General features: G+C 74.9%; 15 protein-coding genes and 1 pseudogene. 14 read left to right on the top strand and 2 right to left on the bottom strand.

The window, feature by feature from the left end:
- Position 1: 1 nt before the first annotated feature.
- Positions 2 to 1,636 (top strand): solute symporter family protein, encoded by a 1,635-nt coding sequence (locus LN652_RS14995; RefSeq protein ID WP_230441412.1) that lies wholly within the window; start codon positions 2 to 4, stop codon positions 1,634 to 1,636.
- A gap of 83 nt (positions 1,637 to 1,719) precedes the next feature.
- On the opposite strand, the gene LN652_RS14990 is transcribed toward LN652_RS14995, so the two are convergent.
- Positions 1,720 to 3,867 carry a hypothetical protein gene (locus LN652_RS14990; protein WP_230441411.1) on the bottom strand — a complete coding sequence of 716 codons (2,148 nt, stop codon included), beginning with the start codon at positions 3,865 to 3,867 and terminating at the stop codon, positions 1,720 to 1,722.
- Positions 3,868 to 4,148: 281 nt separating this feature from the next.
- On the opposite strand from LN652_RS14990, the gene LN652_RS14985 reads away from it, so the two are divergent.
- From LN652_RS14985 to LN652_RS14955, 8 genes and pseudogenes are all read left to right on the top strand, one after another.
- On the top strand, positions 4,149 to 4,697 hold the full coding sequence (locus tag LN652_RS14985) for a sigma-70 family RNA polymerase sigma factor (protein WP_230441410.1): 549 nt from the start codon (positions 4,149 to 4,151) through the stop codon (positions 4,695 to 4,697).
- A pseudogene (locus LN652_RS22165) lies at positions 4,694 to 4,771 on the top strand (hypothetical protein); the annotation flags it as partial. The gene LN652_RS14985 and the pseudogene LN652_RS22165, both read left to right, overlap by 4 nt.
- Before the next feature lie 175 nt (positions 4,772 to 4,946).
- Positions 4,947 to 5,414 (top strand): hypothetical protein, encoded by a 468-nt coding sequence (locus tag LN652_RS14980; RefSeq protein WP_230441409.1) that lies wholly within the window; start codon positions 4,947 to 4,949, stop codon positions 5,412 to 5,414.
- A gap of 144 nt (positions 5,415 to 5,558) precedes the next feature.
- Positions 5,559 to 7,514: an acetate--CoA ligase gene (acs, locus tag LN652_RS14975; protein WP_230441408.1), complete on the top strand. Its 1,956-nt coding sequence runs from the start codon at positions 5,559 to 5,561 to the stop codon at positions 7,512 to 7,514.
- Positions 7,515 to 7,549: 35 nt separating this feature from the next.
- Positions 7,550 to 8,356, top strand: coding sequence for an S-methyl-5'-thioadenosine phosphorylase (locus tag LN652_RS14970; protein WP_230441407.1), 807 nt, complete (start codon positions 7,550 to 7,552; stop codon positions 8,354 to 8,356).
- Positions 8,353 to 9,405: an NAD-dependent epimerase/dehydratase family protein gene (locus tag LN652_RS14965; RefSeq protein WP_230441406.1), complete on the top strand. Its 1,053-nt coding sequence runs from the start codon at positions 8,353 to 8,355 to the stop codon at positions 9,403 to 9,405. The genes LN652_RS14970 and LN652_RS14965 overlap by 4 nt, the downstream gene beginning before the upstream one ends.
- A gap of 72 nt (positions 9,406 to 9,477) precedes the next feature.
- Complete coding sequence (locus LN652_RS14960) at positions 9,478 to 10,071, top strand: redoxin family protein (protein WP_230441405.1); 594 nt, start codon at positions 9,478 to 9,480, stop codon at positions 10,069 to 10,071.
- 4 nt (positions 10,072 to 10,075) lie between these two features.
- The gene (locus LN652_RS14955) at positions 10,076 to 10,843 is read left to right on the top strand and encodes a cytochrome c biogenesis CcdA family protein (RefSeq protein WP_230441404.1); all 768 of its coding nucleotides are present in this window, start codon (positions 10,076 to 10,078) and stop codon (positions 10,841 to 10,843) included.
- A 6-nt stretch (positions 10,844 to 10,849) separates the two neighbouring features.
- Here LN652_RS14955 and LN652_RS14950 read toward each other — a convergent pair whose 3' ends face one another.
- Positions 10,850 to 12,190 carry a hypothetical protein gene (locus LN652_RS14950; RefSeq protein WP_230441403.1) on the bottom strand — a complete coding sequence of 447 codons (1,341 nt, stop codon included), beginning with the start codon at positions 12,188 to 12,190 and terminating at the stop codon, positions 10,850 to 10,852.
- A gap of 113 nt (positions 12,191 to 12,303) precedes the next feature.
- Between LN652_RS14950 and LN652_RS14945 the strand changes: the two genes are divergently transcribed.
- The 5 genes from LN652_RS14945 to LN652_RS14925 are packed head-to-tail and all read left to right on the top strand — an operon-like array spanning position 12,304 to position 15,845.
- Positions 12,304 to 12,960, top strand: coding sequence for a glycosyltransferase family 2 protein (locus tag LN652_RS14945; protein ID WP_230441402.1), 657 nt, complete (start codon positions 12,304 to 12,306; stop codon positions 12,958 to 12,960).
- Positions 12,957 to 13,607, top strand: a complete 651-nt coding sequence (locus LN652_RS14940; protein ID WP_230441401.1) for a TIGR04282 family arsenosugar biosynthesis glycosyltransferase — start codon at positions 12,957 to 12,959, stop codon at positions 13,605 to 13,607. The genes LN652_RS14945 and LN652_RS14940 overlap by 4 nt, the downstream gene beginning before the upstream one ends.
- Complete coding sequence (locus LN652_RS14935; protein WP_230441400.1) at positions 13,604 to 14,266, top strand: methyltransferase domain-containing protein; 663 nt, start codon at positions 13,604 to 13,606, stop codon at positions 14,264 to 14,266. Before LN652_RS14940 ends, LN652_RS14935 begins: the two co-directional genes overlap by 4 nt.
- Complete coding sequence (locus LN652_RS14930; RefSeq protein ID WP_230441399.1) at positions 14,260 to 15,435, top strand: molybdopterin-dependent oxidoreductase; 1,176 nt, start codon at positions 14,260 to 14,262, stop codon at positions 15,433 to 15,435. The genes LN652_RS14935 and LN652_RS14930 overlap by 7 nt, the downstream gene beginning before the upstream one ends.
- Positions 15,432 to 15,845, top strand: coding sequence for a phosphoethanolamine transferase CptA (locus LN652_RS14925; RefSeq protein ID WP_230441398.1), 414 nt, complete (start codon positions 15,432 to 15,434; stop codon positions 15,843 to 15,845). Before LN652_RS14930 ends, LN652_RS14925 begins: the two co-directional genes overlap by 4 nt.
- Positions 15,846 to 15,850 lie beyond the last annotated feature (5 nt).

Below are 15,850 nucleotides of genomic sequence, written 5' to 3'. Positions count from 1 at the left end.
CATGGAAGGCCACCAGTTCCTCACCAGCGGGCTGTTCCTCGCGGTCGTCGCACTGACCGTCGGGATCACCATCTGGGCCAGCCGCAACTCCTCCGGCGCGGCCGACCACTACGCCGGCGGCCGCGGCTTCTCCGGCTTCCAGAACGGCCTGGCGATCGGCGGCGACTACATGTCGGCGGCGTCGTTCCTCGGCATCTCCGGCGCCATCGCGCTCTCGGGCTACGACGGCTTCCTCTACTCCATCGGCTTCCTCGTCGCCTGGCTGGTCGCGCTGCTGCTGGTCGCCGAGGTGCTCCGCAACTCCGGGCGCTACACGATGGCCGACCAGCTGGCTTACCGGATGCGGCAGAAGCCGGTCCGCACCGCCGCCGCCACCTCCACCGTGGTCGTCTCGATCTTCTACCTGCTCGCCCAGATGGTCGGCGCCGGCGCGCTGGTCGCGCTGCTGCTCGACGTGCAGAGCGAGGGCCTGAAGAACCTGACGATCTTCTTCGTCGGCGCGCTGATGATCTTCTACGTCACCGTCGGCGGCATGAAGGGCACGACCTGGGTGCAGATCGTCAAGGCCGTGCTGCTGATGGCCGGCTCCGCGCTGATCGTGGTGCTGGTGCTCGCCAAGTTCGGCTTCAACCTGTCCGAGCTGCTCGGCACCGCCGCCTCCAACAGCGGCAAGGGCGGCGCGTTCCTCGAGCCGGGCCTGAAGTACGGCCCCGAGCTGCACAAGAAGATCGACTTCCTGTCCCTCGGCATCGCGCTCGTGCTCGGCACCGCCGGCCTGCCGCACATCCTGATCCGCTTCTACACCACCCCGACCTCCCGCGACGCCCGCAAGTCGGTGCTGTGGGCGATCGGCCTGATCGGCGCGTTCTACCTCTTCACGCTCGTCCTCGGCTTCGGCGCCGCCGCGCTGCTCGACAAGGACGCGTACGCCGAGGTGGCCGCGTCGGGCGGCAACCTGGCCTCGCCGCTGCTGGCGGAGGCCGTCGGAGGTGGGCCGGGCTCGACCGGAGGCGCCGTGCTGCTGGCACTGATCGCGGCGGTCGCCTTCGCCACGATCCTCGCGGTGGTGGCCGGACTGACCCTCACCTCGTCGGTCTCGGTGGCGCACGACCTCTACAACTCGGTCTTCAAGGACGGCAAGGCGTCCGAGGCCGAGGAGATCCGGGTCTCGCGCATCGCCGCCGGCGTGATCGGCCTGATCGCCATCGTCCTGGCCATCCCGGCGCAGAAGCTCAACATCGCCTTCCTCGTCGCCCTGGCCTTCGCGGTCGCGGCGTCGGCCAACCTGCCGGCGATCATCTACAACATGTTCTGGCGGCGCTTCAACACCCGCGGCGCGCTCTGGAGCATCTACGGCGGCCTGATCTCGTCGGTCGGCCTGGTGATCTTCAGCCCGGTCGTCTCCGGCAAGGGCCTCGACCCGGTCAGCGGGAAGAACCTGTCGCTGCTGCCGACCAGCATCGACATCTCCTGGTTCCCGCTGGAGAACCCCGGCATCGTGTCCATCCCGCTCGGCTTCCTGCTCGGCTACCTCGGCACCATCACGTCGAAGGAGCCGTCCGCGGAGGAGCGCTACACCGAGCTGGAGGTCCGTGCCCTCACCGGCGCGGGCGCGGAGCAGGCCGTCCAGCACTGACCGGTCCCCGCACCGGACACGGGACACGGCGACGCCCCGGAGGCCAGGCCTCCGGGGCGTCGTCGCGTGGTGGAGCGAGTTGCTCAGATGCCGCTGCCGGGCAGGACCGGTGCGCCGTTGACGAGCATCGTCCCGCCGTCGTTGTAGGCGTCCGGACCCTCCGGCGCGGTGTTGGCGCCGAAGTCGATCCCGGTCGCCGTCAGGCTGCCGGTGGCGGAGTTCCACAGGCCGCCGCCCTCGTTGGCGGCGCTGTTGGCGGTGATCGTGCCGTTGGTCCAGGTGACCGTGCCGGCACCGGTGATGTGCAGCGCACCGCCGTTGCCGGGGGCCGCGCCCGTGGTGTTGGCGTCGGCGTCGACGTTGGTCAGCGCGGCCTGGCCGCCGTTGACCTCGACCGCACCGCCCGCACGCGGGGCGGAGTTGCCGTCGAGGGCGCTCCAGCCCATCGTCAGCCCGCCGCCGAGCGACAGGATGCCGCCGCCGGAGCCGGCCGCGCCGGTCGCGCGGTTGGCCTCGATCGTGGCGCCCATGACGGTGAGGTCACCGCCGTCGTCGTAGATCGCGCCGCCACCCTGGTCGGCCGCCGCCCCGCTGGCGACGTTGCCGCGCAGGTGGGTGTCGGTCACCGACATGGTGCCGGTCGCGGAGTTCCACAGGCCGCCACCCTCGACGGCGCGGTTGTCGTAGACCTTGCTCTGCGACACCTCGACCGTGCCGGCGCCCGTGAGGTGCAGGCCGCCGCCGTTGCCCGGGGCGGTGCCGGCGTCGTTGCCGCTGAGCACCGAGCGGGCCACGCTCGTCGTGCCGAGGTTGGCCTCGATGCCACCGCCCGCGCGCCTGGCGGTGTTGCCCTCCAGCGTGGTGCCGCCGACGGTCAGCCTGCCCTGGTTGTTGAGCACGCCGCCGCCCGAGCCGGCCGCGCCGGTCGCGGTGTTGCGCGAGATCGTCGAGCCGTTGACCGTCGTGGTGCCGTCGGAGTAGATGCCGCCGCCGCCCTGGTCGGCCGCCGCGCCCGACGCGGAGTTGCCGGTGATCGTCGAGCCGGTCACCGTCATCGTGCCGGTGGCGGCGTTCCAGAGGCCGCCGCCCTCGACGGCGGTGTTGCCGACCACCTGGGTGGTGTCGACGGTGACCGTGCCGGCGCCGGTGAGGTGCAGGCCGCCACCGTTGCCGGGTGCGGCGCCGGTGCTGTTGGCGAGCAGGGTCGAGCCGATGACGGTCGTGGTCCCCACGTTGGCCTCCACGCCGCCGCCCGCGCGGGGCGCGGAGTTGCCGCGCACCTCGCTGGTGACCAGCACGAGGGTGCCGAGGTTGTTGAGCAGGCCGCCGCCCGAGCCGGCCGCGCCCGTCGCGGTGTTGTCGCTGATCTCGCTGCCGCGCACCGTCAGCGCGCCGCCGTCGTTGAAGAGACCGCCGCCGCCCTGGTCCGCCGCAGCGCCGGCCGCGCTGTTGCGCCGGACCGTGGTGCGCTCGACGGTGAAGGTGCCGGTCGCGGAGTTCCAGAGACCGCCGCCCTCGGCGCCTGCGGTGTTGCCCGCGACGAGGCCGTCGCGCACGAGCACGGCGCCGGTCCCGGTGAGGTGCAGCCCGCCGCCGTTGCCCGGGCCGGGGCCCGTCGCGTTGCCGGTGAGCCGGCTGCGGACGAGCGTCGTGCTGCCCCCGTTGGCCTCGATGCCGCCGCCCGCGCGCTCCGCGGCGTTGCCGCGCACCCGGGTGTCGACGAGGCGCACCGTGCCACCGTCGTTCATCACCGCGCCGCCGGAGGCACCCGCCCCCGCGACCGTCGAGTCGAGCAGGTGCGACTTGCGCACGACCACCGTGCCCCGGCTGCGGACCAGTCCGCCGCTCTCGGTCTCGGCCGGCGCACCGTTGCGCAGCGTGACGCGCTTGAGCACCAGCCGGCTGTCGGAGCGGACGTCGAAGACGCGGTCGACCTTCCGGGCGTTGATCGTCTTGCCGCGGCCGAGCACGACCAGGCTGCCCCGCACGTCGAGGTCACCGCGTCCCGCTCCGCCGCTCGCGGAGCCACGGGTGTCGAACCGGATGCTCCGCAGCAGGACGATGCGGTCCTTGCCGTCACTCTTGTTGGCCTTGCGCACCGCGGTGCGCAGCTGCTTCTCGGTGCGCACCCGCCACGTACGTCCCTTGGCGGCCTTCGTCTCCACCGTGCCGGTGGCCGTGGCGGCCGCCCCGGGGGTGCTGGCGCCGTCGGCCGCGTGTGCTGGTGCCACCGCGAACGCTGCGAGCGCGAGCGCCGACGCGGCCACCCCCGTCGTCGCGCGTGCTCCGGCTGTCCTTCGTGCTGACATCGCTGTCCGCCCTCCTGGTCGTCGTCCGGCGACGGTCTGCGCCGCCTGCGTGCCGTCCGCCTGTGCGGCGGTCGACACAGGTGGGTACGGCGGTCGACGGGACCGTGTTCACGGACCCACCCGGAGCGGTGGGAAGGCCCCGGTCGCTGAACGGCGCCGTGTCGCGCGCCGTACCCACGGGCGTGACCGGAAGACTGCGTGGCGTGAGCGACCCCGACGGCAGCGTCCCCTCGCTCGGCGACGAGGACGGCGTGATGGCTGCCTACCGTCAGCACGGGGCGGAGGTCTACCGCTTCGTGCTGCGCGGGCTCGGCGACCCGATGTCGGCCCAGGACGTCACGCAGGAGACGTTCGTGAAGGCGTGGCGCCACGCCGACCGGTTCGACCCCGAGGTCGGCTCGCTGCGGGTCTGGCTGTTCGGGATCGCGCGCAACACGATGATCGACCACGCCCGCGCCCGCCGGGCCAGGCCCTGGCAGGGCAGCCTGGCCGACCCGCCGACGGTCGAGGCGGCGGCCGGCTCGGTGGGCGACCACGCGGACGCGGTGCTCGACGGGTGGCTCGTCGAGGAGGGCCTGCGCCGCCTGGCCCCGCACCACCGCGAGGCGCTGGTGCAGACCCACCTGCTGGGGCGTCCCTACGACGAGGTGGCCGCCGAGCTGTCGATCCCGGTCGGCACGCTCCGGAGCCGGGTGTTCTACGCGATGCGGGCCCTGCGGGCCGCGATGGACGAGATGGGAGTGAGCCTGTGAGCACGTTCGACGACGGCCACCGCGAGCTGCGGGAGCTGCTGGGGTCCTACGCGTCGGGCCACCTGCCCGACGCCGAGGCCGACCGGGTCCGGGCGCACCTCGACGGGTGCGCCGAGTGCCGCGCCGAGCTCGACGGGCTGGTCTCCGTCGCCCGCGCGCTGCGCGGCGTCGACGTCTCGTCGTTCACCGACCCCGCGCCGGTGCCGCCCGGGCTGGGCGAGGGCGTACGCCGGGCGGTGGCGCAGGCACGTGGTCGACCACGACGCCGACGAGCTCGGCCGGCGCCGGGCCGCCGCCGTCGCGCGGCGGCGCCGCTCGCGGCTGCGGCTGCTCGGTGCTGCGGCGGCCGTGGTCGTGGCGCTCGGCGTCGGCGGCGCGGTCGGCCGCGCCACGGCGCCCGAGCCGCCGCAGCCGCCGCTGGAGGCGATCTCGATGGAGGTCGGCGCCGACCAGGAGGTCTCGGTGGAGAGCGCCGACCTCGTGGCGCACACCTGGGGCGTCGAGCTGCGGATCGTCGCCGTCGGCTTCGCCGAGGGCGAGACGTTCCAGGCCGCGTTCCGCACCGACGACGGACGGCTGGTCCCGGCCGGGGAGTTCATCGGCGTGGGCTCCTCGCCGATGACCTGCTTCCTGCAGTCGGCGGCGCTGCGGGGCGACGTCACGCAGGTCGTGGTGACCGGCGCGGGCGGCCGGACGGTGCTCTCCTCCGACCTCTGACGGACCTCTGGGCCGGTCGCCCGGGCCATCCGGCGCAGCCGCACGACCGCCCGTCGCTCGACGAGCGGGGCGACCTGCCGCGGACCAACCTCGGGGCAGTACGTTCGACCGTGACGACGATCACGTGCGCCTGAGGAGAGAGCCTTGTCCGAGCAGACCCTGTCGAACCTGTCCCGCGAGGACCGCCGCTTCGAGCCCCCGGCCGACCTGGCCGCCGGCGCCAACGTGACGGAGGAGGCCTACGCCCGCGCCGACGCCGACCGCGAGGCCTTCTGGGCCGAGGCCGCCGACCGGCTCGAGTGGAGCCAGAAGTGGGACCAGGTCCTCGACTGGTCGAACCCGCCGTTCGCGAAGTGGTTCGTCGGCGGCACCATCAACGCCTCGGTCAACTGCGTGGACCGCCACGTCGCGGCCGGCAACGGCGACAAGGTGGCGCTGCACTGGGTCGGCGAGCCCGAGGACGACACCCGCGACATCACCTACGCGCAACTGAAGGACGAGGTGTCGAAGGCCGCCAACGCGCTCACCGACCTCGGCGTGCAGAAGGGCGACCGGGTCGCGATCTACATGCCGATGATCCCCGAGGTCGTCGTCGCGATGCTCGCCTGCGCCCGCCTCGGCGCCCCGCACACCGTCGTGTTCGGCGGCTTCTCCGCCGACGCGCTCGCCTCGCGCATCACCGACTGCGAGGCGCACGTCGTCATCACCTCCGACGGCGGCTTCCGCCGCGGTGCGCCGTCGGCGCTCAAGCCCGCGGTCGACGAGGCCGTCGAGAAGACCGGCGACCTGGTGCGCAACGTCCTCGTCGTGCGCCGCACCGGCCAGGACGTCGACTGGCACGAGGGCCGCGACGTGTGGTGGCACGACGCCGTCGACGCGGCCTCCGCCGACCACGAGCCCGAGATGCACGACTCCGAGCACCCGCTCTACGTCATGTACACCTCCGGCACGACCGGCAAGCCCAAGGGCATCCTGCACACCACCGGCGGCTACCTCACCGGCACGTCGTTCACGCACTGGGAGGTCTTCGACCTCAAGCCCGAGACCGACGTCTACTGGTGCACCGCCGACGTGGGCTGGGTGACCGGCCACTCCTACATGGTCTACGGCCCGCTCGCGAACGGCGCGACCCAGGTGATGTACGAGGGCACGCCCGAGAAGGGCCGCTGGTGGCAGATCATCCAGGACCTCGGCGTCACGATCTTCTACACCGCCCCCACCGCGATCCGGACCTTCATGAAGCAGGGCCGCGAGATCCCGGACGGCTACGACCTGTCCTCGCTGCGGCTGCTCGGCTCGGTGGGTGAGTCGATCAACCCCGAGGCGTACGTCTGGTACCGCGAGGTCATCGGCGGCGAGCGCTGCCCGATCGTCGACACCTGGTGGCAGACCGAGACCGGCCAGATCATGATCAGCCCGCTGCCCGGCGTGACCGCCGGCAAGCCCGGGTCGGCGATGCGGGCGCTGCCCGGGATCTCCGCCGACGTGGTCGACGACGAGGCCCACCCGGTCGGCAACGGCAACGGCGGCTACCTCGTGCTGAAGGAGCCGTGGCCGGCGATGCTGCGCACGCTGTGGGGCGACGACCAGCGGTTCAAGGACACGTACTGGTCGCGCTGGGAGGGCCTCTACTTCGCCGGTGACGGCGCCAAGCTCGACGACGACGGCGACATCTGGCTGCTCGGTCGCGTCGACGACGTCATGAACGTCTCGGGCCACCGCCTGTCCACCACCGAGATCGAGTCGGCGCTGGTGTCGCACCCCAAGGTCGCCGAGGCGGCCGTGGTGGGTGCGGCCGACGAGACCACCGGCCAGGCCGTGTGCGCGTTCGTCATCCTGCGCGACTCCGCCGGCGACGGCGGCGAGGACATCGTGGAGGAGCTGCGCCGGCACGTCGCGAAGGAGATCGGCGCGATCGCCAAGCCGCGCCAGATCATGGTGGTGCCCGAGCTGCCCAAGACCCGCTCCGGCAAGATCATGCGCCGCCTGCTCAAGGACGTCGCCGAGCACCGCGAGGTCGGTGACGTCACCACCCTCGCCGACTCGACGGTGATGGACCTGATCAAGGACAGGGAGGGCTCGGCGGCCAGCGAGGACTGACCCCCTGCCACCCGGGCGCTCACTAGGGTGGCCGGGTGAGCACACCCCGCGCCGACGTCGCCGTGATCGGCGGCTCCGGCTTCTACTCCTTCCTGCCAGACGCGACCGAGCACGAGGTGTCGACGCCCTACGGCGACCCGTCGGCGCCGATCGCGATCGGCGAGGTGGCGGGTCGCCCGGTCGCCTTCCTCCCCCGCCACGGCCGGCACCACGACCACCCGCCGCACGGCATCCCCTACCGCGCCAACGCGTGGGCCCTGCGCTCGCTCGGCGTGCGGCAGGTGCTCGCGCCGTGCGCCGTCGGCGGGCTGCGGGAGACGGTGGCGCCGGGTGACCTCGTGGTCCCCGACCAGCTCGTCGACCGCACCCACCGTCGCGTCGGGTCGTTCGTGGAGTCCGGCGCGGTGCACCTGCCGTTCGCCGACCCGTACTGCCCGGGCGTCTCGGCCGCGCTCGCGTCGGCCGCCGACGACGTGCGTCACGGCGCCACCATGGTGGTCGTCGAGGGCCCGCGCTTCTCCACCCGCGCCGAGTCGCGCCACTACGCCGACCAGGGCTGGGACCTCGTCAACATGACCGGCGCGCCCGAGGCCGCGCTCGCCCGCGAGATGGGCCAGTGCTACGCCGCGCTCGCGCTCGTCACCGACATGGACGCCGGCGCGGGGTCCGGTGCGGGCGTGGGCCAGGAGGAGGTCTTCGCGCTCTTCCGCGCCAACCTCGACCGGCTCACCGACCTGCTGGCCGCCACCGTGGGCGCGCTGCCCGACCCGGACGGCTGCGCGTGCGGCACCTGGTGGGACGACGTCGAGCTGACCTACGACGTGCCGGGCACCGGCCGGTGAGGGTCCTGCTCACCGGCGCCGCCGGCTTCATCGGGGCGACGATCGCCCGGCAGCTCGCCGACGCCGGCCACGAGGTCGTCGGCGTCGACCTCATGCTGTCCGACGCCCACGGGGCCGGCAGCGAGCCCCCGCCCGGGGTGCACCGCCTCGACGTCCGCGACGCCGGGTCGCCGGAGTGGTCGGCGCTGCTGCGCGGGGCCGACGCGGTGTGCCACCAGGCGGCGCTCGTCGGCGCGGGGGTGCGCGTCGGCGACCTGCCGTCGTACGCCTCCCACAACGACCTCGGCACCGCCGCGCTGCTCGCCGCGATGCACGAGGCCGACGTCGACCGGCTGGTGCTGGCCTCGTCGATGGTCGTCTACGGCGAGGGCCGCTACGCGTGCCCCGACCACGGCCACCAGCAGCCGCCGCCGCGTGCCGTCGCCGCCCTCGAGGCCGGCGACTTCGAGAACCACTGCCCGGCGTGCGGGCGCACCCTGGCGTGGGAGCTCGTGCCCGAGGACGCGCGCCTCGACCCGCGCAGCAGCTACGCCGCGAGCAAGCTCGCGCAGGAGCACTACGCCTCGTCGTGGGTGCGTCAGGCGGGAGCCGCCGCCGTGGCGCTGCGCTACCACAACGTCTACGGGCCGGGGATGCCGCGCGACACCCCCTACTCGGGTGTCGCCGCGATGTTCCGCTCGTCGCTGGAGCGCGGCGAGGCGCCGCAGGTCTACGAGGACGGCGGCCAGGTGCGCGACTTCGTCCACGTCGACGACGTGGCGCGCGCCAACGTGCTGGCGCTCGAGCAGGTCGTCGGCGCCGCGGCGGGGCGCTATACCGCCTACAACGTGTGCTCGGGGCGGCCGGCCACGATCCTCGACGTGGCCACCCGGGTCGCCGAGGGCACCGGGTCCGGCCTCGCACCGCAGGTCACCGGCGGCTTCCGCGCCGGCGACGTGCGGCACGTCGTCGCCTCTCCCGCGCTGGCCGCGAGCGAGCTCGGCTTCACCGCCGCGGTGGACCCGTCCGTCGGGCTCGCCGACTTCGCGACCGCGCCGCTGCGCGCCTGAGCAACCCTTACGGTTCGGTGACCTCCTCGCCGGACCGGCGGTCGCCGGCGGTCCCGGTGGGACCATCGAGGGGTGTCCAGGTCCTCGTCAGCACCCCGTCCGGTCCTAGCGGTCGCCCTCGCCGCGCTCCTCCTCGGCGGGTGCGCCGACGGTGCCGAGCAGCCCGGCGACGCGGCGTCCGCGCCCGCGTCGTCGACCGCCCCGTCGTCGACCGCCGCGACGCCCCCCGGTCCGGACGCGACCTCGACCGGCGCCCAGGTGCCGGAGCTCCTGGAGTTCACCGCCACGACCGTCTCGGGTGAGGCCTTCGACGGGGCGTCGCTGGCCGGGCGCCCGACCCTGTTCTGGTTCTGGGCCCCCTGGTGCCCCACCTGCCGGGGGCAGATCCCCCAGGTGGAGGCCGTCGCGGCCGAGCACGGGGACCAGGTCAACGTGGTGGGGATCGGCTCCCTCGACAGCGCCGAGGCGATCAGCGAGTTCGCCGCCGACGCGGGCGCCGGCGCCGTCACCCACCTCGAGGACGTGGACGGCGAGCTGTGGACCCGGTTCGGGGTGACCGAGCAGTCCTCGTTCGTGCTGCTCGACGCCGACGGTGCCGTGGTCCTCGAGGCCGGCTACGGCGGCACCGAGGAGCTCGGCGCCCGCGTCGGCGCCCTCGTCGGGTGACCCCGTGGCCGAGGCCCTGACGCTCGCCCTCGCCGCCGGCATGCTGGCCGCGGTCAACCCGTGCGGGTTCGCGCTGCTGCCCGCCTACCTCTCGGTGCTGGTGCTCGGAGACGACTCGCCGAGCGCCGCACGCGCGGTCGGCCGGGCGGTCGCGCTGACCGCCTGGATGACCCTCGGGTTCGTCGCGGTGTTCGGGGCGTTCGGGCTGCTCGTCTCGCCCGTCGCCTCGCAGGCACAGCAGTACCTGCCGTGGTTCACCGTCGTGCTCGGTGTCGCGGTGGCGGGCGCCGGGGTGTGGCTCGCCGCGGGCCGGGAGCTCCCCCGCCTCCGTCGTCGGGCGGGAGGTGGCGCCGCCCTCACCCGGTCCGCGCCGGCCATGCTGGGCTTCGGCGTGTCCTACGCCCTCGCCTCGCTGACCTGCTCCGTGGCACCGTTCCTCGCACTGGTGGTCGCCAGCCTGCGCGCGGGCTCGACCGGGCGGGGCCTCCTCCTCTTCGTCACGTACGGCGTCGGCATGGGGCTGCTGGTCGGGCTCGCCGCCGTGGCCGTCGCCCTCGCCCGGCGCGGCGTGGTCACCCGCCTGCGCCGCACCGGACGCTGGGTACCCCGTGCCGGGGGGATCCTGCTCCTCGTCGTCGGGCTCTACGTCGCGTGGTACGGCGCGTGGGAGCTGCGGGTCCTCGGCGGCGACGAGCCGGCGGACCCCGTCATCGAGGCCGCGGCCCGCCTCCAGCGGACGCTCGCGGACTGGGTGCGGGCCCTCGCGCCCTGACCGGGCTCACCAGCTGGTGTAGAGCAGGTGCTGCACCAGCAGCGCGGTGCCGACCTGCAGGGCCAGGCCCCAGCGTCGCCACCCGGGCGGCAGCAGCGCCAGCGACAGCGTCAGCCACGGCACGAAGGGCAGCCAGATCCGCTCCACCTCGGCCTTGGACATCCGGCTCAGGTCGGCGACCAGCACGGCGGCGACCGCGGCGAGCGCGAGCACCGACAGCACCCGAGCCTCACCGGCGTGACGGCGGGCGGCGACCGCGACGCCCGCGGCCAGCAGCGGGCCGCCCGAGACGAGCAGGGCCCCGAGGTTGCCCCACGTCCAGTACGCCGCCGGCCGCGTGGCCGCGATGCCGTCCCAGTAGCGGTCGACGAGGACCGGGTAGGCGTCCCACCACGCGAAGCCGAGCGCGGCGAAGCCGAGCACGACCGCGAGCGCCGCGGCCGCCGCCACCGGCAGCGGCGACCACCGGCGCGCGAGCCACAGCACGGCCAGGCACGGCAGCCCCAGCAGCGGGAGCCCGTAGGAGCTCATCACGCACCAGCCCAGCAGCAGGCCGGCGAGCACGCCCCAGCCGACCAGTCCGGCCCGCGACCGCGACGTCGCCGACGCCGCGAGGGCCGCCAGCCCCCAGGCGGCCGTGGCCGTGAAGACCGCGTCCGCGGAGACGGCGAGGTAGACCGCGGCCGGGCCGAGCACCAGGAACGGCGCCGCCGTCCGGGCGCCGTCGTCCAGCCCCAGCCGACGCAGCGTCACCAGCGTCGCGGCCGGGATGCTCGCCGCGACCGCGACCACCGCCAGTGCCGCCGCGAGGTCGCCCCCGAGGCCGACCCGCACCAGGGCGACGAAGAACAGCAGAGCGCCCGGGGGGTGCCCGGCCAGGTGGGTGGGCAAGTTGTCCGGGTGGCTGCTCGGGATCCGGTCGACGTACGCGCGCAGCGTCGCCGGGACGTCGGTGACCTCGCGGGCGGTGATGAGGTACTCGTGGTCGTTGGTCATGACGCGGGTGAGCCCGGACCACCCGTCGACCAGGGCGAGCGCGAGCATCCACACCAGGGCGACGACGTACGACACCACGAGCAGGCGACGCCACGCGAGGGTGCGCGCCAGCGCCTCGGCCCGCCACACGCCGGCCACCGCGAGCAGCACGGCGACGACCGTCGCCGGGGCGACCTTGACGTCGAGGTAGCCGTGGGTGGGCGGCACGCCCAGCATGTCGCTGCGGGCGTCGACGTCCCACCCGAGCAGGGGCGGCACGACGAACGAGGCGGCCAGGACCACGACTCCGAGGGCGAGACCGACGGCCGCCCGGCGGGCCACGGACGCCGGGTCCACGCTCGCCTGGCTCATGCGTCCCAGCCTAGGGACGCGACGGCCCGGATCACGTCCAGCGGCCGCACGTCACGACTTCGTAAGGAGCGAACCCGTCGGTTTCGGGGCCGTCCGTCACTAGCGTCGACGACGTGCCCACCTGTGATCTCGTGCTCCCCTGCCGCGACGAGGCCCCCGCCCTGCGGGACCTCCTCCCGCGGGTGCCGTCGACCTTCTCCGTCATCGTCGTCGACAACGGCTCGCGCGACGACACCGCCTCCGTCGCGCGGTCCCTCGGGGCCCGCGTGGTCACCGAGCCGGCGCCGGGCTACGGCGCCGCGGTCCACGCCGGGGTCGAGGCCGCGTCCGCCGACTTCGTCGCGGTGATGGACGGCGACGGCTCCTTCGACCCCGGTCAGCTGCTGCCGATGCTGGCCGAGGTGGCGTCGGGGTCGGTCGACATCGCGGTCGGCCGGCGGCGACCGGTCCGGCGCGGGGTGTGGCCCTGGCACGCGCGCCTCGGCAACGCCCTGGTCGCGGCGTGGCTGCGGCGGCGCATCGGCATGGACGCCCACGACATCGCGCCGATGCGCGTGTGCGGCCGCGAGGCGCTGCTCGGCCTCGACCTCCGCGACCGCCGGTTCGGCTACCCCGTCGAGCTGCTGCAGGCCGTCACCCACCGCGGGTGGCGCGTCTCCGAGCACGACGTCGACTACCACCCGCGCGCCGCTGGCACCCGCTCCAAGGTGTCCGGCTCGGTGCGCGGCACGCTGCGCGCGACGCGCGACTTCGCCCGGGTCCTGCGATGAAGGTGCTGCTCGTCGCGAAGGCGCCCGTCGCCGGCCAGGTCAAGACCCGCCTCGGCACGGTGATCGGCGCCGAGCCGGCCGCGTCGCTCGCCGCTGCGGCGCTGCTCGACACGATCGAGGCGTGCCGTGCGGCGGGCGCCGAGGGGCACCTCAGCCTCGCCGGCGACCTGCGCGACGCCGTCCGGGGCGGGGCCATCACGGCCGCGCTCGACGGCTGGACCGTGAGCCCCCAGCGCGGCGACGGCTTCGCCGAGCGGCTGGTCCGGGCCCACGCCGACGCCGGTCCCGGACCCGTCGTCCAGATCGGCATGGACACCCCGCACGTCACCGCGGCGGCGCTGGCCGCGGTCGCCGACGGGCTCACCGACCACGACGCGGTGCTCGCGCCGGCCGAGGACGGCGGCTGGTGGGCGCTCGCCCGCCGCGACCCCGACGTCGTGCGCCACGTCGCGCAGGTGGAGATGTCCACCGCCGACACCTTCGCCCACACCCGCAGCGCGCTCGAGCTCGCCGGCTGCCGGGTCGCCCACGCCGCGGCGATGACCGACGTCGACACCGTCGAGGACGCCGACCTCGTCGCGGGGCTCGCCCCGCACACCCGATTCGCCCGCGCGTGGCGCGGGGTCCGTCCCGGAGGTGACGCATGATCGACCAGTCCTTCAGCGCGGTGTTCGCCAGCGCCCTGCACGGAGCGCCCACCGTGGTCGTGCGCCACGGCGAGGAGCCGACGACGCTGCCGGTCGACCTGTGGCGGCGCCCGGCCGACCAGCACGACCGCACCCTCGTCGAGCTGTGCGTGGGCCCCACCATCGACGTCGGCTGCGGTCCAGGCCGGATGACCGAGGCGCTCGCGCTGGCCGGCCACCTGGCCCTGGGGATCGACGTGGTCGACGCCGCGGTGGCGATGACCCGCGAGCGCGGGGTCGCCGCGGTCCGGCGCGACGTGTTCGACCGGGTGCCCGGTGAGGGCCGCTGGGCCACCGCGCTGCTCGCCGACGGCAACATCGGCATCGGGGGCGACCCGGTCGCGCTGCTGCGCCGGGTGCGGCGCCTGCTCGCCCCCGGCGGTCGCGTCGTCGTCGAGGTCGGGGGCCCGGGCGTGCGGCTGGCCCAGGGCTGGGCCTCGCTCGAGACCGCCGGACGTCGCAGCCGGCCCTTCCGCTGGGCGACGCTCGGCGTGGACGACCTCCCGGGCACCGCCGCCGCGGCCGGCCTGGGGGTGCACGCCGTGCACCGGCTCGGCGACCGGTACGCCGCCGTGCTGGCCGGCGCCTGCCCCGGCCCGTCGAGCGGGTCGTCGTGGTGACGACGCGGCTGCGGCCGCCGACCCCCGACTCGTTCACCTCGCGCCTGCGCAGCCCCGCGGTCGCCGCCCGCGTCGGGCTGTGGCTGGGGGTGTCGTTCGGGATCTGCTTCCTGACCGGGCTGGTCAGCCACTACGCCCAGCTGCCCACGCACCCGATCCCCTTCCCGACGAGCCCGAGCTGGGGCTACCGCCTCACCCAGGGCCTCCACGTCACCACCGGCGTCGCGGCGATCCCGCTGCTCCTCGTCAAGCTGTGGTCGGTGCTGCCGCGGCTCTTCGAGGCGCCGCCGCTGGGCGACCCGCGGCGGTTGCTGCTGACCGTGCTCGAGCGCGGGTCGATCGCGGTCCTGGTGGCCGCGTCGGTCTTTCAGCTGGCCACCGGCGTGCTCAACGCGGCGCAGTGGTACCCGTGGACGTCCTTCTCCTTCCGCACCACCCACTACGCCCTCGCCTGGGTCGCGATCGGCGCGCTGCTGGTCCACGTCGCGGTGAAGCTGCCGGTGGTGCGCGACGTGCTGGCGCACGACATCGACGACACGAGCCACGACCGGCCGGCCGCGACCGTCGCCGGCCCCCTGTCCCGGCGCGCGCTGGTCCGGACGACGTTCGCCGCGGCCGGCGTCGCCGTCCTCGCCACGGCCGGTGGCACCGTGCCGTGGCTGCGTCGGGTCTCGGTGTTCGCCACCCGCACCGGCGAGGGCCCCGGCGGGGTGCCGATCAACAAGTCGGCCCGCGCCGCCGGGGTCGAGGAGTCGGCCACGTCCGCCGACTGGCGGCTCGAGGTCGTCGTCGACGGCGCGGTCGCGACGGCGCTGTCGCTCGACGACCTGCGGAGGATGCCGCAGCACACCGTCGACCTGCCGATCGCCTGCGTCGAGGGCTGGAGCGCCCAGGGCACGTGGTCCGGCGTCAGGCTCGCCGACGTCCTGCGCGGGGCCGGGGCGGCGGCCGGGAGCGACGTCGCCGTCACCTCGCTGCAGCAGGCGGGCGCCTTCCGGCGCACGACGCTGCCGGCCGGCTTCGCCGACGACGAGCGCACCCTGCTGGCCCTCGACCTGGCCGGCGAGCCGCTCGCCCTCGACCACGGCTTCCCGTGCCGCCTGATCGCGCCGAACCGGCCCGGCGTGCTGCAGACCAAGTGGCTCTCCCGCCTGGAGGTGGGCGCATGAGGACCCGGCTGCTCCTCGGTGCCGCGGGCGCCGCTCTCGGGCTCTACGGACTCCTCCTGCTGCTGACCCGGCAGGAGCCGGGCCAGTGGTTCGAGGTCGCCCTGTGGCTCGGCGCCGGGGTGGTGGCGCACGACGTGCTGCTCTCCGGGCTGGTCATCGGGGCCTGCCTGCTCGGCTCCCGGCTGCTGCCGGCACCGTGGCGGGCGCCGGCGGCGATCGCGCTGGTCGTGTGGGGCGCTCTCAGCGTGGTCGCCGTCCCGGTCCTGGTCGGCGGCGGCGTACGGGCCGACAACCCGACGCTGCTGGACCGGCCCTACGTCGCCACCTGGTGGGTCGTCAGTGCCATCGTGGTCCTCACGGTGGCGGTCACCGGGCTCGTCCGGGCCCGCCGCGCCCGCGGCGAGGGGTGAGGCGG

This window comes from Nocardioides okcheonensis (assembly GCF_020991065.1).
In the GTDB taxonomy this organism is placed as follows: Bacteria; Actinomycetota; Actinomycetes; order Propionibacteriales; family Nocardioidaceae; genus Nocardioides; species Nocardioides okcheonensis.
The sequence above is the reverse complement of the archived record's forward strand: the minus strand, read 5'-3'. Positions and strand labels throughout refer to the sequence as shown.